Raw genomic sequence first — 19,916 nt, 5'->3', positions numbered from 1 at the left:
GGTTAGTGCACGCTAACTGTACCGGCTGAACACTCAAGCGGGAAAGCGGGAAGTCGTCGATGGAGACACTCGCGAGTCTGATCGACTCGACCAGTCCGGCCTTCGACGCGAACGCCACCGCCCACCGCGAGCTCGTCGCCGATCTGCGCCGCCGTCTCGCCGTCGTCGCCCTCGGCGGTCCCGAGGCCTCCCGCCAGCGCCACCTCGCCCGTGGCAAACTGCTGCCGCGCGAACGCATCGACCGGCTGCTGGATGCCGGCAGCCCCTTCCTCGAGATCGCACCCCTGGCCGCCACCGGCCTCTACGGCGACGACAGCCCCGGTGCCGGCCTGATCGCCGGGATCGGGCTGATCCACGGCCGCCACGTGCTCGTCATCTCCAACGACGCCACCGTCAAGGGCGGAACCTACTATCCGATGACGGTCAAGAAGCACCTCCGGGCGCAGGAGATCGCATTCGAGAACCGGCTCCCGTGCGTCTACCTGGTCGATTCGGGCGGGGCCTTCCTGCCGCTGCAGGACGAGGTCTTCCCCGACCGTGACCACTTCGGCCGCATCTTCTACAACCAGGCCCGGATGTCGGCGGCCAAGATCCCGCAGATCGCCGCCGTGCTGGGATCCTGCACCGCGGGCGGCGCCTACGTGCCGGCGATGAGCGACGAAACCGTGATCGTACGGAATCAGGGAACCATCTTCCTCGGCGGCCCGCCGCTGGTGAAGGCGGCGATCGGCGAAATCGTCACGGCCGAGGAGCTCGGCGGCGGTGACCTTCATGCCCGCACCTCCGGGGTGACCGACCACCTCGCCGAGGACGACGAGCACGCACTCCAGATCGTGCGGGACATCGTGCGCTACCTGCCCGCGCCTCCGCCGCCGGCCTGGCCGAGGATGCCGGCCGTCGACCCCGTCGCCGACCCGGCCGAGCTCTACGGCGCGGTGCCGACCGACCCGCAGGGCCGCTACGACGTGCACGAGGTGATCATGCGGCTGGTTGACGGCAGCGAGTTCCATGAGTTCAAGAAGGAGTACGGTACGACCCTGGTCACCGGCTTCGCGCATCTGCATGGCCATCCGGTCGGCATCATCGCCAACAACGGTGTGCTGTTCTCCGAATCCGCCCTCAAAGGTGCACACTTCATCGAGCTGTGCGACCAGCGCGGCATCCCGCTGCTGTTCCTGCAGAACATCTCCGGTTTTATGGTCGGCCGCGACTATGAGGCCGGCGGCATCGCCAAGAACGGCGCGAAAATGGTCACCGCCGTCGCCACCGCGCGCGTGCCCAAGCTCACGGTCGTGATCGGCGGGTCGTTCGGCGCCGGCAACTATTCGATGTGCGGCCGCGCCTACTCGCCCCGCTTCCTCTGGATGTGGCCGAACAGCCGCATCTCCGTGATGGGCGGCCCGCAGGCCGCATCCGTTCTCGTCACCGTCAAACGCGAGCAGCGGGAGAAGGCCGGCCTGCCCTGGTCGACGGATGCCGCGGAGGAGGTCACCGCGCCCGTCACCGCCCAGTACGAGCGGCAGGGCAGCCCCTACTATTCGACCGCCCGGCTCTGGGACGACGGGGTGATCGACCCGGCCGACACCCGCACCGTGCTGGGCCTGGCCCTCGACGTTGTTTCCGGGCCACCCCTGCCCGACACCGCCTTCGGCCTCTTCCGGATGTGAGGCGCATCATGACACCGAACGCACCGACACCGAACGCACCGACACCGAACGCACCGACACCGAACGCACCGACACCGAACGCATCGACACCGTCCTCGACACCCTTCGAGACCGTGCTGGTCGCCAATCGCGGCGAGATCGCCTGCCGCATCATCCGCACCCTGCGCACGATGGGCATCCGTTCGGTGGCCGTCTACAGCGATGCCGACCGTGATGCGCTGCACGTGAGTCTCGCGGATGCCGCGGTGCGCCTCGGCCCGGCCGCGCCTCAGGCGAGCTACCTGAACATCGACGCGATCCTGGCGGCCGCGGCGGCCACCGGCGCCGACGCCGTGCATCCCGGCTACGGATTCCTCAGTGAGAACGAGGCCTTCGCCCGCGCCTGCGCCCCCGCCGGCCTCGTCTTCGTCGGACCGGGTCTGAACGCCCTTGCCGTGATGGGCGACAAGATCCGCGGCAAGAACCATGTCGCCGACAGCGGTGTGCCCGTCATTCCCGGGTTCTCCCGGCCCGGCCAGACCGACGAGCAGCTCATCGCCGCCGCGGAGGAGGTGGGCTACCCGCTCCTGATCAAACCGTCCGCGGGCGGCGGCGGCAAGGGGATGCTGCGGGTCGACGCCGCGGGCGAGCTCGCCGCCGCGCTCGTCACGGCCCGGCGCGTGGCGCAGGGTGCGTTCGGCGACGACACCCTGCTGCTCGAGCGCTTCATCGATCAGCCCCGGCACATCGAGGTGCAGGTGCTCGCCGACGCCTCGGGCGCCGTGATCCACCTCGGTGAGCGCGAGTGCTCCCTGCAGCGCCGCCACCAGAAGGTGATCGAGGAGGCTCCCTCTCCGCTGCTCGACCCGGCCACGCGGGCACGCATCGGCGAGGCAGCCTGCCAGGCCGCCCGGAGCGTCGGCTACACCGGCGCCGGCACGGTGGAGTTCCTGGTCTCCGATGCGGCCCCGGACCAGTTCTTCTTCATGGAGATGAACACCCGGCTGCAGGTGGAGCACCCGGTGACCGAGCTGGTCACCGGCCTCGATCTGGTCGAGTGGCAGCTGCGCATCGCCGCGGGGGAACCGCTGCCGCTCACCCAGGCGGAGGTGGTGCTCACCGGGCACGCGATCGAGGCGCGCCTCTACGCCGAGAACCCGGCGCGTGGTTTTCTCCCCAGCCAGGGCACCGTGCGCAGCCTGTCCGAACCGGTCGGCGCGGGCATCCGGGTCGACAGCTCGCTGCGTCCGGGCCTGCCGATCTCGGGGGTCTACGACCCGATGCTCGCCAAGGTGATCGCCTGGGGTGCTGACCGCGCCGAGGCCCTCTCCCGCCTCGACCGGGCGCTCGCCGACACCGTGGTGCTCGGGGTGCACACCAACGTGGAGTTCCTCCGGTTGCTGCTGCACAACCCCGACGTGCGCGCCGGCCGCCTCGACACCGGCCTGATCGAGCGCAGCCTGCCCGGTCTCGGACTCCGGGGGATGCCCGGGCAACCGCTGCCCGACCACCTGCCGGCCGCCGCGGCCCTGTTCCTGCACGCGCGCGCCACCGCCACCACGACGAGCGCCACCGCCGGCCTGTGGGCACAGCCGAGCGGCTGGCGGCTCGGTCCGGCCCGGCCGGTGCACTACAGCCTGCGGGTCAGCGCCACCGAAACCGTCGACGTTGCCGTGCTGACCGGTCCGGACGGCCTGAGCGTGGCCATCGACGAACGGACGCCCGTTCCCGGCCGACTCGCGCCCGTCACCGGCCGCGCCGACACCTTCGCCTGTGAACTGGGCGACCGCCTTGAGGTGCTGCAGCTTGTGGCCGACGGTCCGCGCCTCTGGCTCGGCCAGAGCGGTTTCGGCACCGAGCTGGTGCACCGCTCCCGGGCCGAGCAGCTCGCCGACCGCCTCGCCGGCCTCGACCGGGCCGGAGGAGAGGCCGGGGCGGCCCGGCCGGAGGTGCGCTCGCCGATGCCCGGGACAGTGGTTGCCGTGCACCTCGCCACGGGCGACCTGATCGTCGCCGGCCAGCGCATCCTCACCGTGGAGGCCATGAAAATGGAGCACCATCTGCTGGCCGAGACGGATGGCCGGCTCACCATCGGCGTGCGCCCGGGTGACCTCGTGCGCCTCGACCAGATCGTCGCCACAGTCACCGCCGCCGCCACCGCCGCCACCGCCGCCGCCGCCGTGACCACCGGGACGGAAGCCACACCACCAGCCACGCCAGTCAAGGGAGACCCAACGTGAAACAGGAACTGACCGAGCAGCAGCAGCAGCTCAGCGACACCGTGCGCGACTTCGCCGACACGGTCGTGGCGCCGGCCGCCTACGAGTACGACACCAAGCGCAGCCTGCCCTACGACATCATCGCCCAGATGGGGGAGCTGGGACTGTTCGGCCTGCCGTTCCCGAAGGAGTACGGCGGCCAGGGCCAGGACTACTTCGCGCTCTGCCTCGCCGTCGAGCAGCTCGCCCGGGTCGACCAGTCCATCGCCGTCACCCTCGAGGCCGGCGTGGGGCTCGGCATCATGCCGGTCTACCGGCGTGGCACCGAGGAGCAGAAGCAGGAGTGGGTGCCGCTGCTGACCAGTGGGCGCGCGCTCGCCGCATTCGGGCTGACCGAGGCCGATGCCGGCTCCGACGCCGCCGGCACCAGAACCACGGCCGAGCTCACCGGCGGCGAATGGGTCATCAACGGCACGAAGCAGTTCATCACCAACTCCGGCTCCGAAATCACCCGGCTGGTCACCGTGACAGCCGTCACCGGCGAGTCCCAGCGCCCCGACGGCTCGGTCAAGAAGGAGCTCACGGCCATCCTGGTGCCCACCCCGACGCCCGGGTTCACGGCGCTGCCGGCCTACGACAAGGTGGGCTGGCACACCTCCGACACGCATCCGCTGCTCTTCGACAACGTGCGCGTGCCAGAGGCCAACCTGCTCGGCGAACGCGGACGCGGCTTCGCCAACTTCGTGCAGACCCTCGACGAGGGGCGGATCGCCTTCGCCGCGCTGTGCACGGGCGCGGCGCAGGGCTGCCTCGAGGAGGCCATCCGTTACGCCAACGAGCGCAACGTGTTCGGCCGGTCGATCGGCTCCAACCAGCACATCGCGTTCAAGATCGCACGGATGCAGGCGCGCGTGCACACGGCCCGCCTCGCCTACTACGACGCGGCCATGAAAATGGTGCACGGACACCCCTTCAAAATGGAGGCCTCGATTGCCAAAATGGTGGGAAGCGAAGCCGCCATGGACAACGCTCGCGACGCGACCCAGATCTTTGGCGGATACGGGTTCCTGAACGAGAACCCGGTGGCGAGGCACTACCGCGACTCGAAGGTGCTCGAGCTCGGTGAAGGCACTACCGAGGTTCAGCTGATGGTCATCTCGCGGGCGCTTGGGTTCACCGGTTAGGCGGGAGGAAAATGAACGACGAACGACGCACGATCGAGCAGCGCGGACTGTATTACGAGGAATTCGACCTCGAGGCCCGCTACCGGCACAGCCCCGGTCGCACGGTGACCGAGGCCGACAACGTGCTCTTCAGCACGCTGACCATGAACTCGCAGGCACTGCACCTTGACGCGGCGTGGGCGGCCACCCAGCCGTTCGGGCAGCGCCTGGTCAACTCGATGTTCACGTTGGCGACGCTGGTGGGCAGTTCGGTCGCGCAGCTGACGCAGGGCACGATCGTGGCGAACCTCGGCTTCGGGGAGGTGACGTTCCCGCATCCGCTCTTCCACGGCGACACCCTCTACTCCGACACGATCGTCACCGCCCGCCGGCTGTCGGCGTCCCGGCCGGGCCAGGGGCTGGTCACGCTCCGGCACACCGGTCGGAACCAGAAGGGCGACGTGGTGGCCACGGCCGAGCGCACGGTGCTGGTCTGGTGCCGGGAGGCCGTCCAATGAGCTTCGACCTTGGACCCGCGCTGCTGTTCTGCCCGGCCGACCGCCCCGACCGGTATCGCAAGGCGGCGGAGCGGGCGGATGCCGTGATCCTCGACCTGGAGGATGCGCTCCTGCCCGGCAACCGGGCACGCGCTCGAGGCCTGCTGGTCAGCCATCCGCTCGACCCCGAACGCACCGTCGTGCGCGTCAACCCGGCCGACACGCCCGACTTCCAGCTTGACCTCGCCGCCCTCGACGACACCCTGTACCGCTACGTGATGCTGCCGAAGACCGTGAGCGCCACCCACCTCGCCGCTCTGGCCCGGTTCGAGGTGATCGCACTCTGCGAGACCGCCGCGGGGGTGCTCGCCGCCCCCTCGATTGCGGCCGAGCCCAATGTGGTGGCGCTGATGTGGGGCGCCGACGACCTGGTGGCCTCGCTCGGTGGCAGCTCGAGCCGGTTCCCCGACGGCAGCTACCGCGCCATCGCCCGCCACGCTCGGTCCGCTGTGCTCCTGGCGGCCGGGGCCAACGACAAGGCGGCCGTGGACGGCGTGTTCCTGGCCATCCCCGACCTCGAGGGTCTGCAGGCCGAGGTGGTGGATGCGGTCGCGAGCGGATTTCGCGCCACCGCCTGCATCCACCCCAGCCAGGTGCCCGTCATCCGGGCCGCCTACCGGCCCACGCCTGCCGAGGTCACGGCGGCGTGGCAGATCCTGGAGGCGGCCGCGGGAGAGGGGGGCGTGTTCGCCTACCAGGGGCGCATGATCGACGCACCCCTGCTGCGCCACGCCGAGGCCGTGCTGCGGCGGGCGGCGGCCGTTCCGCCGGAACCGGGATTTCCGACGGGACCGGCTCCGGCCGACTCGGTGGAGCACTAGCTGCCTCTGGCACAGCGCGGGGCGGAGCGACCGCTGATTGCCCGAACCGCGTAAGCCCTGCGGCATACCCGAGGCGCCGTGTGGCTTAATCAGGAGATACGTCTGGCCACGCCGGGCATCCGCGCCTATTCCGCACTGGTCCGCGGCGGCAGGTTCAGCCGGGCGACGGATGTCCTGAGTTGACCACACGCGCGAGCGCGGCCGGGGCCGACCCACCCCGGGGGAGCCGGGGGCTCCAACCGGCTCGGTGGGGTCTTAGGCGGCGTTGGCCGCGAGGGTCTTCTCGATCGCCTGTACGATCTCGTCGGACTCCGGCTCGACCGTGGACGCGAAGCGGTTGACGATCTCGCCCCCGGGACTCACCAGGAACTTCTCGAAGTTCCACTTGATCAGACCGGGCAGCAGGCCCGACTTGAACTTGGTCAGCTGAGCGTAAAGCGGGTGCTGGTGCCTGCCGCGCACGTCGACCTTCACGCTCAGCGGGAAGGTGACGCCGTAGTTCATCTGGCAGAACGACTCAATGTCCGCCTCGGCCCCTGGCTCCTGTCCCATGAACTGGTTGCAGGGAAGGCCGAGCACGACGAGTCCCTCGTCCTGGTACTTCTGGTAGAGCGCTTCGAGACCGGCGTACTGCGGGGTGAACCCACATTTCGAGGCGACGTTCACGACCAGGACGGCCTTGCCACCGAACTGGCCGAAGGTCGTCTCCGTGCCGTCGATAAGGGTGAGCGGGGTCGAATAGAGCTCTGAGGCAGACATACGTCGGACGCTACCGGTGCTGCCTTCGAGAAGGCTGGGCAGGGGAGCGGTGAAGGGGCTGACCAGGCTGCGGTAGAATGGGGCGTCATGAGCATCATCCGTGCCCTCTCGACTGCCGTGTCGATGACTTCACGGACCTGACGCCACCGCCTTCGGACTCAGCCTCGACTCCGACCCGATCGGACACCAGCGTCCGCCCCGGGCGCGGCCGCCCGAATCCAGACTTTGCACGATCTGTGCACCAGAACATCCGTTCACCAGGACCCGACAACGGTCCACTACGCGAGACACGCCCGCGACGCGCGCGTTTTCACACTGAGAAATGAGTTTTTTTGACCAAGCACCCGCTCGACCTGTCCACGCCGCCGCAGCTGCCCAGGCGCGGCCTCCGCGTCACCCCGCTCGGCGGTCTCGGCGAGATCGGCCGCAACATGACGGTCTTCGAACACAAGGGCAAGCTCCTGATCGTGGACTGCGGCGTTCTCTTCCCCGAAGAGACCCAACCCGGCATCAACGTGATCCTGCCCGATTTTTCGTCGCTGCGCGACCGCCTCCAGGACATCGAGGCCATCGTGCTCACCCACGGCCACGAAGACCACATCGGCGGCGTGCCGTACCTGCTGCGCGAGCGCAAGGACATCCCCGTCATCGGATCGCAGCTGACCCTGGCCTTCGTCACAGCGAAGCTCGAAGAGCACCGCATCACGCCGCGCCTGATCGAGGTCAAGGAGGGTCAGCGCCGCAAGGCCGGCCCGTTCGATCTCGAGTTCCTCGCCGTGAACCACTCGATCCCCGACGGACTCGCCGTCGCGATCCGCACCGAGGCCGGCCTCGTGCTCGTCACCGGTGACTTCAAGATGGACCAGTTCCCCCTCGACAACCGCCTCACCGACCTCCCCGGCTTCGCCCGGCTCGGAGAGGAGGGCGTCGACCTGTTCCTGACCGACTCGACCAACGCCGAGGTTCCCGGGTTCACGGTGACCGAGGAAGACATCCGCCCGGCCATCGACGCCGTCTTCCGCACCGCTCCGCGCCGGATCATCGTTTCCAGCTTCGCCAGCCACGTGCACCGTATCCAGCAGGTCATCGACGCCGCCGCCCGCCACAACCGCAAGGTGGCCTTCGTCGGACGCTCGATGGTGCGCAACATGGGCATCGCCGAGAAACTGGGCTTCCTTCAGGTGCCCAAGGGCCTCCTGGTTGACGTCAAGGCCTTCGACCGGATGAAGGACGACAAGGTCGTCCTCATCTGCACCGGTTCGCAGGGTGAGCCCATGGCCGCGCTGGCCCGCATGGCCAACCGCGAGCACACCATCAAGATCGGCGAGGGCGACACCGTTCTGCTGGCCAGTTCGCTGATCCCCGGCAACGAGAACTCGATCTACCGGGTCATCAACGGCCTCACCCGCTGGGGTGCCAACGTCGTGCACAAGGGCAATGCCAAGGTGCACGTCTCCGGCCATGCGTCGGCCGGCGAACTTGTCTACGTCTACAACATCGTCAAACCCAAGAACGTCATCCCGTACCACGGCGAATGGCGCCACCTCAAGTCCAATGCCGATCTCGCTATCCGCACGGGCGTCCCCGAGGACCAGGTCCTCGTCGTCGAAGACGGCGTGGTTGTCGACCTCGTCGACGGTGTCGCGAAGGTCACCGGCCGCGTGGCTGCCGAGCTCGTCTTCGTGCACGGTATGACGGTCGGCGGCGGCGGCTCCGAGGAGGCTCTCGCCGACCGCGTGCAGCTCTCCAACGACGGCGCCGTCACGATCCTCGGCATCCTCGACACCCGCACCGGGCTTCTCACCGAGCCGGTCGAGTTCATCGCCCGTGGCTTCGTGCAGGACAACGAGTGGATCCAGGGCGCGACCAAGTCCATCGATGACGCCCTGCGCGCCGCGAACAAGGTCAAGATCGTCAACGGCGCAGAGCTCGAAGACATCTTCACGCAGAGTCTGACGCGCTGGATGCAGCGCAAGTACCGCCGCATCCCGGTCATCACCTCGGTCGTCGTCGACGCCTGATTGTAGTCGCCGGGCCGCCGGGCCGTTCGGCCCGGCGGCCCTCCCGCTTCCTTCGCGACCAGAAACGACTCGGCGCCCATGCCCTCTGAATTGTCCGGTAGAAGAAACGCCCGTCGGTCCCGGCGGCGTTCGCGTGTGCTGATCGCGCTCGGTGTCGTCGTGGCCCTGCTGGCGACGACGGCGATCGCGGTCGTGGTCAATCTGCCCGACGACCTGTCGATCGGCCGGTTGTCGCAGAAGAGCAACATCTACGCCACAGCGAGTGACGGTTCGCCCTATCTGCTCGCCTCCTTCTATGACCAGAACCGGGTCGAAGTGAGTTCGGATGCGATCAGCCGGTACGTGAAGGATGCGGCGACCTCCGGCGAGGATCCCGGATTCTACGAGCACGGCGGCGTGAACATCTGGGGCAGCCTCACCGGCGCCGTCACCACGCTGTTCACCGGCGACGTCCGCGGCGGATCCTCGATCACCCAGCAGTACGTGAAAAATGTGCTCGTGCAGCAGTGCGAGGCCCTTTCCGACGACGCCGAGCGCATGACCTGCTACGACGCGGCCACGGAGACCAGCCCGTGGCGCAAACTCAAGGAGATGAGCCTCGCCGTCGGTCTGGAGAAGAAGTCCTCCAAGGACGACATCCTGCGGCAGTACCTGAACATCACCGGCTTCGGTGGATCCGTCTACGGCATCGAGGCGGCCGCCAACTACTACTTCAACACGACTGCGGCCGCGCTGACGCTGCCGCAGGCCGCGAGCCTCGTCGCGATCGTGAACAACCCGGTCAAGTTCCAGCTCGACGAACCCGACAGCCCGACCAACGGCGCCGCCAACGGGTACGCGGCCAACAAGGAACGCCGTGATTACATCCTCGACGAGATGCAGGAGAACCAGAAGATCAGCACGGCCGACCACGACGCCGCGATCAGCGCTCCGATCGAACCGACCATCACCGAACCGAGCACGGGGTGCCGCACCGCGGGCGGAAGCGCCTACTTCTGCGACCTGGTACTCCAGACCCTCCGGAACGATCCGGCCTTCGGGGCGGATGCCGATGCCCGCCTGGCCAACTTCCGGCTCGGCGGCTACAACGTGTACACGACCCTCGACCCGGAACTGCAGAGCGCGGCAGAGAGCACCATGGCCGAGAACGTGCCCAAGACCTTCGAGGACTGGGATCTCGGCGGCGTGATCACGAGCGTGGGCGTCGGTACAGGGCGTGTTCTGGCCATGACCCAGAACAAGGACTATAGCCAGGACCCGGCCGACACCGGAGCGAACTTCACCGGCATCAACTACAACACCGATCTCGACCAGGGCGGCTCCAACGGATTCCAGACCGGGTCGACCTACAAGGTCTTCACCCTCGCCGAATGGCTCACTCAGGGTAATTCGCTCGCCGACTCGGTCAGCGCCTGGGAACGCGACGAGTGGGGAACCTTCGAGGACAGTTGCAACGGTCCCCAGGACTACGGCGAGAGCTTCGCGCCCGGCAACGACTCCTCCTCGGATGACGATTCTTCCTATTCCGCCCTGGAATCGACCATCGACTCGATCAATACCGGCTTCATCGGAATGGCCAAGGAACTCGACCTTTGCGGCATCCGCAAGACGGCCGAAGCCTTCGGCGTGCACCGCGCCGATGGTGGCGCTCTGGAACAGGGCGCGTCCGCGGTGCTGGGCACCAATGAGATCGCGCCGCTGACGATGGCCGCCGCCTACGCGGGGATCGCCAACAACGGCGTCACCTGCACCCCGATCGTGATCGACCGGATCACCGGCCCCGACGGAGCCGAACTTCCCGCCCCGCAGTCGAATTGCACGCAGTCCGTCACCCCCGAGGTGGCCGCGGCCATGAGCTACGCGATGGAGCGCGTGATGACCAGAGGCTCGGGTAGCCCGTCGTACTACGACACCGACCCGCAGGTGCCGATGATCGGCAAGACCGGCACCACCGATGAGAACAGGGACACCTGGATGGCTGGGGCGAGCACGAAGGTCGCCACCATCGTGGGCGTCATGAACGTGTCCGGGGTCGGCGAGGACCAGCGGGAGACATATTTCGAGAGCGGGCAGGCGGCCACGGCCCGGCACCGGATGTGGCCCGAGATGATGGGCGTCGCCAACGAAAAGTACGGCGGAGACGAGTTCACGGAGCCGCCGCGCGATCTGACCCGCTGACCCCGTCCGACGGCATCCGCCTGGCCGCGGCCCTCGTGCTGGCCGCTGCCCTCGCGGTTCGGGCTGCTTGCCTGCGAATCAGGACCGACGCGCCTAATACGCGGCGGGAACCTCGTTGCTGCCCGTGGCGAGGTCTTCCAGCATCAGCTCGGGGTGGTCGCGCACGGTGTTTCGCAGCCGCCACGGAGTGCTGAACAGGGCGAGCAGCGTGCCGTCGGAGCGCATCAGCACCTCGACCTGGCGGTCGTGGCCGAGGATCTCGGCGCTCGCGCGGTCGGTGCGCCGGGCCAGCTGGTACGGCAGAGCCTCGGTGCGAATGGCGGCGCCGAAGTCGTGCGTCATCCGTTCCTCGACAACCTCGAACTGCATCGGCCCGACCGCGCCGAGCACCGGCGCCTGGTCGCCGCGCAGCTCCGACCGCAGCACCTGAATGACACCCTCGTGGTCAAGCTGGTCTATGCCGCGACGGAACTGCTTGTGCTTGCTGGAGTCCGCGGACCGCACCACCCGGAAGTGCTCGGGCGCGAACATCGGCAGCGGCGGGTATTCCACCGGTTCGATCTCGAAGATCGAGTCGCCCACCCGCAGGGCGGAGGCATTGACCAGGCCGACGATGTCGCCGGGCCAGGCCTCGTCGGCCACCTCTCGCTCGCGCCCGAACAGGTGCTGGGCGTACTTGGTGGCGAACGGCCGCCCGCTGGCCGCGTGGGTCACGATCATCCCGCGCCGGAACTGACCCGAACAGACCCGCACGAACGCGACGTGGTCGCGGTGTGAGGCGTTCATACCGGACTGCACCTTGAACACGAAACCGGAGAAGGCGCTGTCCACGGGGCGGTGGCCACCGGATGCGTTCTCCCGGGCTTCCGCGGCCGGCGCGAAGTCCACGAGGGTGTCCAGAATGTGCTGCACGCCGAAATTGAGCACGGCCGCGGCGAACAGCACCGGGGTGGTCTCGTTCGCGAGGAAGCGGGCCTCATCGTGGTCCTGGCTCTCCTCGGCGAGCAGCTCGGACTCCTCGGCCGCGGTGACCCAGGCTGCGCCCTCCTCAGCGGCCGCGACGGCCACACTCAAGCGTTCGGGTTCGGCGGCTTTCGTTCCGCCGGCGGTGCGGTGAAAGCGGATGAATTCGTGTGAGGACCGGTCGATCACGCCGCGGAAGTCACCGGCGATCCCGACGGGCCAGGTCAGGGGAGTGGGCAGGAGTCCCGTGCGCTCCCGGATCTCGTCCATCAGGTCCAGCGCCTCGGCACCGGGACGGTCCCACTTGTTGATGACCGTGATCACCGGTAGGCCGCGCTGCTTGCACACCTCGAAGAGCTTCATGGTCTGCACCTCGAGACCCTTGCTGGCGTCGACGAGCATGACTGCGGCGTCGACGGCGGAGAGCACGCGGAAGGTGTCCTCGGAGAAGTCGGCGTGCCCGGGGGTGTCCACCAGATTGATCACGGCGTCGCGGTACTCGAACTGGATCGCCGCGCTGGTCACGGAGATGCCGCGGGCCTGCTCCATCGCCATCCAGTCGGAGACGGTGCCGCGCCGGCCGGCCTTGCCGTGCGTGGCGCCGGCCGTGGTGATGGCCCGCGCGTGCAGCAGCAGGGCCTCGGTGAGCGTCGACTTCCCCGCGTCGGGGTGCGAAATCACGGCGAACGTGCGTCGCCTGCGCGCTTCTTTCAATACCTCGGGCGTGGACACGCCGGCGAGCTGCGTCATGGATCCTTCTTTCGCGGATGATTCGGGCAGGCGGGGGGCGTTGCCTGGGCGGCCGCTACTCAGGAATCGGTTCTCCCCAATTCTAACTTCACACTCTGGGAACTGGTTCTCCGCTTCCGGTGGCGGGGTTCAGGCCCGATGCGCGCACGGTTTGGTAACGGTCCAGGCGTGTCCTGTGCAACGTTCGGCCTCGGGGATAACCTCGGCTCAACCGAAGGGAGACGACGGATGCCGCGTCCGAGCATGCACGGTTCCCGCCATACGACCACCAGCATGCCCGCTCATCCGACCGGACAGGGCCCGGCTCCGATCTCGACGTCCATCCCGACCGCCCCGCAGGCGGCTTTGCCGCCCCCGCTCGCGATCCCGGATCCGTACGTCCCGCGGGCCGCCCCCGCGACCGGGGCGTCCCCCCTGGCGCTCCGCCGCACGATTGCCGACACCGACCTCACCGTGCACCCGCTGGCACTCGGCACGAGCGTGTTCGGGTGGACGGCAGACGGCGCCACGAGCCACCGCATCCTCGACCGTCACCGCGACCTGGCCGGCAACTTCCTCGACACGGCCGACAGCTACACCTCCGGCCGCAGCGAGGTGATCATCGGGTCGTGGCTGCGCTCGCGCCGAACGCGCGACAGCACCGTCATCGCCACCAAGATCGGCAAGAACCTCGACAACCCCGGGCTCTCCTCCCGCAGCATCATCGGCGCAGTGCACGCCTCCCTCGACCGACTGGGGACGGACTACATCGACCTGCTGCACTTCCACTTCGACGACCCGACCGTGCCGCTGGAAGAGAGCCTCGGCGCCGTCGATGTGCTCATGCGCCGCGGCCAGGTGCGCTACCTCGCCGCCTCCAACTTCTCCGCCGAACGTCTGATGGAGGCCCGCGTTCTCGCGGCGAACGGCCTGCCCCGCTTTGTCGCCCTGCAAACGCAGTACAACCTCCTGCACCGCACCGCATTCGAATCCTCCCTCGCCCTCGTCACCCGCGCCCAGGGAATGGCGGTGCTCCCCTATTTCGCGCTCGCCCACGGATTTCTGGCCGGCCGGTACCGGTCGAAGGCCGATTTGGAGAAGACCACTCGCAGCTCCCGCGGCGCCCAATACCGCAACCGCAGCGGATTCCGCGTGCTTGCGGTGCTGGACCGCATCGCCGAGGAGCACGAGGCGCCGCCGGCGGCGATCGCGATCGCGTGGCTGCTCGCACGGGGGCCGGTCGTGGCGCCGGTGGCCAGTGCCAGCCAGCCCGAACAGGTCGACGCCCTCGTGACGGCGGCCGGCATCCGTCTGACCCGCAGCGACATGGTAGACCTCGACCGGATCTCGGCCTAACGCACCGGTGCCGGCACCCGGGCCGTGCCGGCGCCGTGACGTAAGGTGGTCTAGTCATGAACGGTGCCGTCGAATTCTCTCTGGATCTGCCCGAACTCTCGTTTCGCGCGGCAGGTGATTCCCTGGTGCGCCGCAGCGTGTTGCCGAGCGGTGTGCGCATCGTGTCGGAACACGTTCCCGGCAGCCGCAGCCTGACCATCGGCTACTGGGTCGCGGTCGGCTCCCGCGACGAGGAGCCCGGCCACTTCGGGTCCACCCACTTTCTGGAACACCTCCTGTTCAAGGGCACCGCCAAGCGCACCGCCCTCGACATCGCGATCGCCTTCGACTCGGTCGGCGGTGAGCACAACGCGATGACGGCCAAGGAATACACCTGCTACTACGCCAAGGTGCAAGACCGAGACCTGCCGATGGCGGTCGAGGTGCTCACCGACATGCTCACGTCGTCACTGCTCGACCCGGTTGAGTTCGAGAACGAGCGGGGCGTCATCCTCGAAGAGCTGGCCATGGCCGACGACGACCCGGCCGACGTCGCCAACGAGCGCTTCTTCGAGGCGGTCATGGGCGATCACGCGCTCGGGCGCCCGATCGGCGGTAGTCCCGACACGATCCGTGCGGCCACGCACGCCGCCGTTCTGGAACACTACCGGGCGAACTACCGCCCGCAGGACCTGGTCGTCACCGTGGCCGGCGCGGTCGACCACGACGTGCTGGTCGCCGCAGTCACCAGGTCCCTCGCCCTCGCCGGCTGGGACCTCAGCGTTGTCGCGCCCCCGGTCGGCCGCCGGGCCGGTGCCCCTGCCGCGCTCAGCCAGGGTGATGCGGTCACCATCGTGCGCCGCCCGCTCGAACAGGCGAACATCCTGATGGGCTTCCCCGGCCTCCTGGCCACCGACGATCGGCGCGTCACCATGAGCGTGCTCACCTCGATCTTCGGCGGGGGCATGTCCTCGCGCCTGTTCCAGGAGATCCGCGAGAAGCGCGGTCTGGCCTATTCGGTCTACTCCTTCGCGCCCGGCTACTCGGATGCGGGACTGTTCGGCATGTACGCGGGCTGCACCCCGGCGAAGTCCGGCCAGGTGGCCGAGCTGATGCTGGGCGAGCTGCACCGACTCGCCGACCACGGCGTCACGGCCGACGAGATGACGCGGGCCGCGGGGCAGTTGTCCGGCGCATCCGCTCTCGCCCTGGAAGACTCCGATACCCGGATGTCCCGGTTGGGCCGCGCCGAGATCACCCTCGGCGAGTTCATCGACCTCGACGAGGCCCTCCGCCGGCTCGCGCGCGTCACGGCCGACGACGTCCAGAACCTCGCCGCCGAGCTGGCCGCCGGCTCGCTCTCCATCTCCGCGGTCGGCGCGCTCGACGACGACGTCTTCGCCGGGATCCTGCCGACCGCAGTGCCCTCCTGAGCAAAACTGTCGGGCCCAGAAACTCGGAGCCCAGAAAACTCGGAGTCCAAAAACTCAGTGCCCGGATGCTGAATGCCCAGAACCACCGAGACCCAAAGCCGGGGCCACACGCTGATGTGCGCTCCTGACTGAGAGAGATCCCCTTGCACCATTACATTTACCTCGTTCGTCACGGTGAACAGCAGGATGCCGAGCACGGCATGCCCGACGGGCCTCTGTCCGCGCGCGGCACCCGGCAGGCTCAGCTGATCGCCGAGCGTCTCGGCGGCGTGCCGTTCACGGACGCTTGGCATTCCCCGCTGCAGCGCGCTGCCGACACGGCGAAAATCATCGCGCAGCGACTGCCGGCCCTGACCTCGGTGCCCAGCCCGCTGCTCTTCGACTGCATCCCCTCCGGCAGGGCGCCGGAGACGCCGTCGGCCTATGCGCCGTTCTTCGGTGGGGTCACCGAGGCCGACATCGAGGCCGGCAGCGCGCAGATGGGCGACGCCGTGGCCGAGTTCCTCCAGCCACGCCGCGGCGAACGCCACGACCTGCTGATCACCCACAACTTCGTCATCGCCTGGTTCGTTCGGGAGGTGCTCGGCGCCCCGGACTGGCGGTGGATCAGCATCAACCAGGCGAACTGCGGCCTCACCGTGCTGCACCAAAAACCGGGCCGCCCCTGGACGTTACTGACCCACAACGACACCGGGCACCTCCCCGTGGAGCTGCGCACCGGTCTGCCGGACCCGCTCCTGTTCTAGGTGGATAGGCGGGTTCCGGGCGGCCGATTCTCGGCTGGCCCGGCTTTGTCCGTCTTCCGGGTGAGGCTCTTGTGATACCAGGTCGTGGCATTCGGGTTGTCGTTATACGGCGCGACGGACTCGTAGCCCGACCGCGCGTAGAGCGCTCCGGCCGCGGTCAGGCTCGCGTTGGTGTCGAGCACGACGTCGTCGGCGCCGAACCCCCGGGCGCGTCGTTCGAGCTCGGTCAGCAGCGACTGCCCCCAGCCGCGCCCCCGCACCTGCGGCTGTAGCCAGAGATGTTTGATCTCGAACCGCACAGTTCCGGCCGGGGAATCCTCGAGACGACGGATGCCGCCACACCCCACAAACGCACGTTCGGCCGGTCCCATTTCCTCGCTGACCAACAGGAACACCCCGGACGGCGGCAGGAACTGGACCGGATCGGGGAACGTGGTGCGGTACCGGCCCTGCGCGGCCGGGAAGCCCGACTCCCGATCGCTGAAGTACTGGGTGAGCAGCACGATGGAGCCGGAATCCGTCACCGACACGGCGGTGAAGGCAAGGGCGGGAGTGTCAGGCATGGCCCAAGGCTAACTCGATGCCCCGCGATTGATAGATTGGACCCATGAAAACACGGGTGGCCATCGTCGGCGTATCGGGAACGATGGGCCGCCTGGTCTCGGGTCTCGTCGAGCAGTCCGAGGAGTACGATCTCGTCGCCGGCCTGAACTCGAAGAGCGACCTGTCCGAGATGATCGGCGCGGAGATCGTGATCGATCTGACCCTGCCCGGGGTCAGTCAAAGCGTGGTCGAGTTCGCGGTGGACCACGGCCTGCGCGTGCTCGTGGGCACCTCCGGCTGGTCGCAGTACCGCATCGACGCCCTCTCCGCCCGCCTCGCCGGGCAGAATGAGATCGGCGTCGTCATCATCCCCAACTTCTCGATGGGGTCGGTCATCGCGACAGGCCTGTCGGTGCTCGTCGCCCGCTTCTTCGACTCGATCGAGATCGTCGAGGCCCACCGGGCCGGCAAGGTGGACTCTCCGTCGGGCACGGCCGTGCGCACAGCCGAACTGATCGGGCGGGCCAGGGCCGAAATCGGGCCGGTGTCGGCGCCGCACACCGACCAGCGCGCCCGTGGCCAGCAGGTCTCGAGCATCCCCGTGCACAGCCTGCGCCTCGACGGCATGCTCGCCCGCCAGGACGTGTTCTTCGGCGGTGCGGGGGAGACCCTCACGATCAGCCACAACACCCTGTCGGCCGCATCCTACGAACGTGGCATCCTGCTGGCCCTGGCGGCCACGCGCACGGCCGTCGGCGTCACAGTCGGGCTCGACCAGATCATCGATCTCGGACTGGGTGCGCCCACGACGGTCACGACTGCCCACCCGGGTGAGGCCGCCGAATGAAGGGCCGGCTTGCCGCCGGCCTGATGGCCCTGCTGCTGGTGTTCTACCTGGTCCTCGTCGGCTGGCGAGCGGTGTTGTTCCTGCAGAGCGGCGAAATCATCGGCATCGTGATCGGGGTGGCGCTTCTCGTACTCCCGTTGGTCGGAGTCTGGGCGCTGGTCGCCGAACTCCAGTTCGGGCGCAACTCCGAGCGGCTCGTGCGCCGACTGGAGGCCGAGGGCGGACTCCCCGTCGAAGAACTGCCGATCCGGCCGAGCGGACGCCCCATGCGGGACGAGGCCGACGCCGAATTCCCGATCTACAAGGCGGCCGTCGATGCCGCCCCCGACGACTGGCGCGCCTGGTTCAGGCTCGGCCTGGCCTACAACTCCTCGGGGGACCGCCGCCGCGCCCGCGGCGCCATCCGTACCGCGATCGCCCTCGAGCGCTCCTAGCCTCCGCCGGTGCGTGAGCCCGCCGAAACCCGGTGACCCGGCCCTCGAACCAGCTCACCCGCATCCATCACCGCGCGCTAAAGGGGTGGCGCCTCGGCCGTCCACGGCCGCGAACGGTCAGAACTACGGGCGGCTGAGCATCCAGGCCACGGCCTCGGCCGCGGTCGTGTGGGTGAAGACGAAACCGTCTGTGTGCAGCTTCTCCGGCACGATCTGCTGGTCGGCGAGCAGCAGTGCGCGAGCGGCATCCTGCAGTGCGAGCGTCAGCACGAATTCCGGCACCGGCACCAGGAACGGGCGGTGCAGCCCGGCCGAGACGGCCCGGATGACGTCGTTCGCGGTGGCCGGTGTCGGGCCGACCAGGTTGACCGGACCCGACAGCGTCGAGGTGAGCAGGTGCACGACGGCCGCGGCCTCATCGTGCAGGCTGATCCACGGCCAGTGCTGGGTGCCACGGCCGAGCGGGCCGCCCAGGCCGAGCTTGACGATCGGCAGAAGCGGCTTCAGGGCGCCGCCGCGGGCGATGACCAGCCCGGTGCGGAGGGTGACGACACGGGTCAACTCCGGCGCACGTTCGGCCTCGGCCTCCCAGTCTCGGGTGACCTTCGCCAGAAAATCGTTGCCGGCCGGGGAGTTTTCGGTGAGTACCTCACTCGGACGGTCGCCGTAGATGCCCACCGCCGACGCATTGAGCAGCACGGCCGGCGGTGTCGCCTGCCGGCCCATGGCATCCGTCAGCGTGCGTGTGGCCTGCACCCTCGAGTCACGGATCTCCCGGCGATAGGCCTTCGTCCATGGCAAACGGGCGATGGAAGCCCCCGACAGGTTGATCACGGCGTCGACGCCGTCGAGGGCGCCCTTGTCCAGGCTCAGCGCGGCCGGGTCCCAGCGGAATTCGTCGGCCCCGCGCGGGTCGCGGCGCACCAGGTGGGCCACGGTGTGGCCGGCCGCGCGCAACTGTGCGCTCAGCTCGGTGCCGATCAGTCCGGACGCGCCGGAGACGAGAACTCGCATTGTGTGCGGGCCGCGCCTACGCCAGCTCGGCTTCGATGGTGATCGGGATGCCCGCGAGCGCCTTCGAAATCGGGCAGTTGGCCTTGGCGTCCTCGGCGTAGACCGCGAACTCCTCTTCGGTCAGGCCGGGGATCTTGGCGCTGACCAGGAGGTGGCTGCCCACCACGCCGACGCCGGCTTCGAAGGTGACGGCCGCGGTGGTCTGGATGCTGTCGGGGGTGTGTCCGCCGGCGCTGAGGCCGTTGGCCAGGGCCATCGAGAAGCAGGCCGCGTGGGCGGCTCCGAGAAGCTCTTCCGGGTTGGTGGTGTTCGGGGTGCCGACGGACCGGGCCTGCCAGGTGACCGGGAACTCGGCGGTCTTGGAGGAGTCGAGGGTGACGGTACCGCTGCCGGACTTCAGATCGCCGGTCCAGACAGTTGTTGCTTCGCTGGTGAGTGCCATGGTGTTGCCTCCTGAAAGTGGAGCTTCAGCCTAACTGTCGCCTCGGCCCACAGGGGGTTCACTCTC

At 68.7% G+C, this 19,916-nt stretch carries 17 protein-coding genes; 12 read left to right on the top strand and 5 right to left on the bottom strand.

The window, feature by feature from the left end; translation table 11 throughout:
* Window positions 1-59 precede the first annotated feature (59 nt).
* From E3O22_RS13400 to E3O22_RS13380, 5 genes are read left to right on the top strand one after another with little or no spacing between them, the layout of a single operon-like run.
* Window positions 60-1,667, top strand: a complete 1,608-nt coding sequence (locus E3O22_RS13400; protein WP_134394672.1) for a carboxyl transferase domain-containing protein — start codon at window positions 60-62, stop codon at window positions 1,665-1,667.
* A gap of 8 nt (window positions 1,668-1,675) precedes the next feature.
* On the top strand, window positions 1,676-3,886 hold the full coding sequence (locus tag E3O22_RS13395; protein ID WP_134394670.1) for a biotin carboxylase N-terminal domain-containing protein: 2,211 nt from the start codon (window positions 1,676-1,678) through the stop codon (window positions 3,884-3,886).
* Window positions 3,883-5,049 (top strand): acyl-CoA dehydrogenase family protein, encoded by a 1,167-nt coding sequence (locus E3O22_RS13390; RefSeq protein ID WP_134394668.1) that lies wholly within the window; start codon window positions 3,883-3,885, stop codon window positions 5,047-5,049. The genes E3O22_RS13395 and E3O22_RS13390 overlap by 4 nt, the downstream gene beginning before the upstream one ends.
* A gap of 11 nt (window positions 5,050-5,060) precedes the next feature.
* The gene (locus tag E3O22_RS13385) at window positions 5,061-5,546 is read left to right on the top strand and encodes a MaoC family dehydratase (protein WP_134394666.1); all 486 of its coding nucleotides are present in this window, start codon (window positions 5,061-5,063) and stop codon (window positions 5,544-5,546) included.
* A complete protein-coding gene (locus tag E3O22_RS13380; protein WP_134394664.1) occupies window positions 5,543-6,406 on the top strand; it encodes a CoA ester lyase in 864 nt (287 codons plus the stop codon). The genes E3O22_RS13385 and E3O22_RS13380 overlap by 4 nt, the downstream gene beginning before the upstream one ends.
* 255 nt (window positions 6,407-6,661) lie before the next feature.
* Here E3O22_RS13380 and E3O22_RS13375 read toward each other — a convergent pair whose 3' ends face one another.
* Window positions 6,662-7,165, bottom strand: a complete 504-nt coding sequence (locus E3O22_RS13375; protein WP_134394663.1) for a glutathione peroxidase — start codon at window positions 7,163-7,165, stop codon at window positions 6,662-6,664.
* A 332-nt stretch (window positions 7,166-7,497) separates the two neighbouring features.
* On the opposite strand from E3O22_RS13375, the gene E3O22_RS13370 reads away from it, so the two are divergent.
* Together E3O22_RS13370 and E3O22_RS13365 are read left to right on the top strand one after the other, a co-directional pair.
* Window positions 7,498-9,186, top strand: a complete 1,689-nt coding sequence (locus tag E3O22_RS13370) for a ribonuclease J (protein ID WP_233191417.1) — start codon at window positions 7,498-7,500, stop codon at window positions 9,184-9,186.
* Window positions 9,187-9,321: 135 nt separating this feature from the next.
* Window positions 9,322-11,364, top strand: coding sequence for a transglycosylase domain-containing protein (locus E3O22_RS13365; RefSeq protein ID WP_166784653.1), 2,043 nt, complete (start codon window positions 9,322-9,324; stop codon window positions 11,362-11,364).
* Window positions 11,365-11,457: 93 nt separating this feature from the next.
* On the opposite strand, the gene E3O22_RS13360 is transcribed toward E3O22_RS13365, so the two are convergent.
* The gene (locus E3O22_RS13360; RefSeq protein WP_134394660.1) at window positions 11,458-13,077 is read right to left on the bottom strand and encodes a peptide chain release factor 3; all 1,620 of its coding nucleotides are present in this window, start codon (window positions 13,075-13,077) and stop codon (window positions 11,458-11,460) included.
* Between the two features lie 273 nt (window positions 13,078-13,350).
* Between E3O22_RS13360 and E3O22_RS13355 the strand changes: the two genes are divergently transcribed.
* The 3 genes from E3O22_RS13355 (at window position 13,351) to E3O22_RS13345 (ending at window position 16,570) form a co-directional block, all read left to right on the top strand.
* The gene (locus E3O22_RS13355) at window positions 13,351-14,412 is read left to right on the top strand and encodes an aldo/keto reductase (protein ID WP_134394659.1); all 1,062 of its coding nucleotides are present in this window, start codon (window positions 13,351-13,353) and stop codon (window positions 14,410-14,412) included.
* A gap of 56 nt (window positions 14,413-14,468) precedes the next feature.
* The gene (locus tag E3O22_RS13350) at window positions 14,469-15,824 is read left to right on the top strand and encodes a pitrilysin family protein (protein WP_134394657.1); all 1,356 of its coding nucleotides are present in this window, start codon (window positions 14,469-14,471) and stop codon (window positions 15,822-15,824) included.
* Window positions 15,825-15,967: 143 nt separating this feature from the next.
* Complete coding sequence (locus tag E3O22_RS13345) at window positions 15,968-16,570, top strand: histidine phosphatase family protein (protein ID WP_134394655.1); 603 nt, start codon at window positions 15,968-15,970, stop codon at window positions 16,568-16,570.
* Here E3O22_RS13345 and E3O22_RS13340 read toward each other — a convergent pair.
* A complete protein-coding gene (locus E3O22_RS13340; RefSeq protein WP_134394653.1) occupies window positions 16,567-17,133 on the bottom strand; it encodes a GNAT family N-acetyltransferase in 567 nt (188 codons plus the stop codon). The genes E3O22_RS13345 and E3O22_RS13340 overlap by 4 nt on opposite strands.
* Window positions 17,134-17,177: 44 nt before the next feature.
* On the opposite strand from E3O22_RS13340, the gene dapB reads away from it, so the two are divergent.
* Both dapB and E3O22_RS13330 read left to right on the top strand, forming a co-directional pair.
* Entirely contained in the window at window positions 17,178-17,960 is a 783-nt protein-coding gene (gene dapB / locus E3O22_RS13335; protein ID WP_134394651.1) for a 4-hydroxy-tetrahydrodipicolinate reductase, read from the top strand.
* Window positions 17,957-18,394, top strand: a complete 438-nt coding sequence (locus E3O22_RS13330; protein WP_134394649.1) for a tetratricopeptide repeat protein — start codon at window positions 17,957-17,959, stop codon at window positions 18,392-18,394. The genes dapB and E3O22_RS13330 overlap by 4 nt, the downstream gene beginning before the upstream one ends.
* Window positions 18,395-18,517: 123 nt before the next feature.
* Here the strand turns inward: E3O22_RS13330 and E3O22_RS13325 are convergent, their stop codons facing one another.
* Complete coding sequence (locus tag E3O22_RS13325) at window positions 18,518-19,408, bottom strand: TIGR01777 family oxidoreductase (RefSeq protein WP_134394647.1); 891 nt, start codon at window positions 19,406-19,408, stop codon at window positions 18,518-18,520.
* A 16-nt stretch (window positions 19,409-19,424) separates the two neighbouring features.
* Window positions 19,425-19,850: an OsmC family peroxiredoxin gene (locus tag E3O22_RS13320; protein WP_134375124.1), complete on the bottom strand. Its 426-nt coding sequence runs from the start codon at window positions 19,848-19,850 to the stop codon at window positions 19,425-19,427.
* Window positions 19,851-19,916: the final 66 nt, after the last annotated feature.

Origin of the sequence: Cryobacterium sp. TMT2-18-2, assembly GCF_004402245.1 — a bacterium.
Lineage (GTDB): Bacteria > Actinomycetota > Actinomycetes > Actinomycetales > Microbacteriaceae > Cryobacterium > Cryobacterium sandaracinum.
This window is presented reverse-complemented; position numbering and strand designations above follow the sequence as displayed.

Bases quoted from the DNA above. Each gene is read 5' to 3' on its own strand.
- E3O22_RS13375 (WP_134394663.1), bottom strand. From the start codon at position 7,165: ATGTCTGCCTCAGAGCTCTATTCGACCCCGCTCACCCTTATCGACGGC.
- E3O22_RS13340 (WP_134394653.1), bottom strand. From the start codon at position 17,133: ATGCCTGACACTCCCGCCCTTGCCTTCACCGCCGTGTCGGTGACGGAT.
- E3O22_RS13400 (WP_134394672.1), top strand. From the start codon at position 60: ATGGAGACACTCGCGAGTCTGATCGACTCGACCAGTCCGGCCTTCGAC.
- dapB (WP_134394651.1), top strand. From the start codon at position 17,178: ATGAAAACACGGGTGGCCATCGTCGGCGTATCGGGAACGATGGGCCGC.
- E3O22_RS13395 (WP_134394670.1), top strand. From the start codon at position 1,676: ATGACACCGAACGCACCGACACCGAACGCACCGACACCGAACGCACCG.
- E3O22_RS13330 (WP_134394649.1), top strand. From the start codon at position 17,957: ATGAAGGGCCGGCTTGCCGCCGGCCTGATGGCCCTGCTGCTGGTGTTC.
- E3O22_RS13385 (WP_134394666.1), top strand. From the start codon at position 5,061: ATGAACGACGAACGACGCACGATCGAGCAGCGCGGACTGTATTACGAG.
- E3O22_RS13350 (WP_134394657.1), top strand. From the start codon at position 14,469: ATGAACGGTGCCGTCGAATTCTCTCTGGATCTGCCCGAACTCTCGTTT.
- E3O22_RS13355 (WP_134394659.1), top strand. From the start codon at position 13,351: ATGCCCGCTCATCCGACCGGACAGGGCCCGGCTCCGATCTCGACGTCC.
- E3O22_RS13325 (WP_134394647.1), bottom strand. From the start codon at position 19,408: ATGCGAGTTCTCGTCTCCGGCGCGTCCGGACTGATCGGCACCGAGCTG.
- E3O22_RS13320 (WP_134375124.1), bottom strand. From the start codon at position 19,850: ATGGCACTCACCAGCGAAGCAACAACTGTCTGGACCGGCGATCTGAAG.
- E3O22_RS13380 (WP_134394664.1), top strand. From the start codon at position 5,543: ATGAGCTTCGACCTTGGACCCGCGCTGCTGTTCTGCCCGGCCGACCGC.
- E3O22_RS13360 (WP_134394660.1), bottom strand. From the start codon at position 13,077: ATGACGCAGCTCGCCGGCGTGTCCACGCCCGAGGTATTGAAAGAAGCG.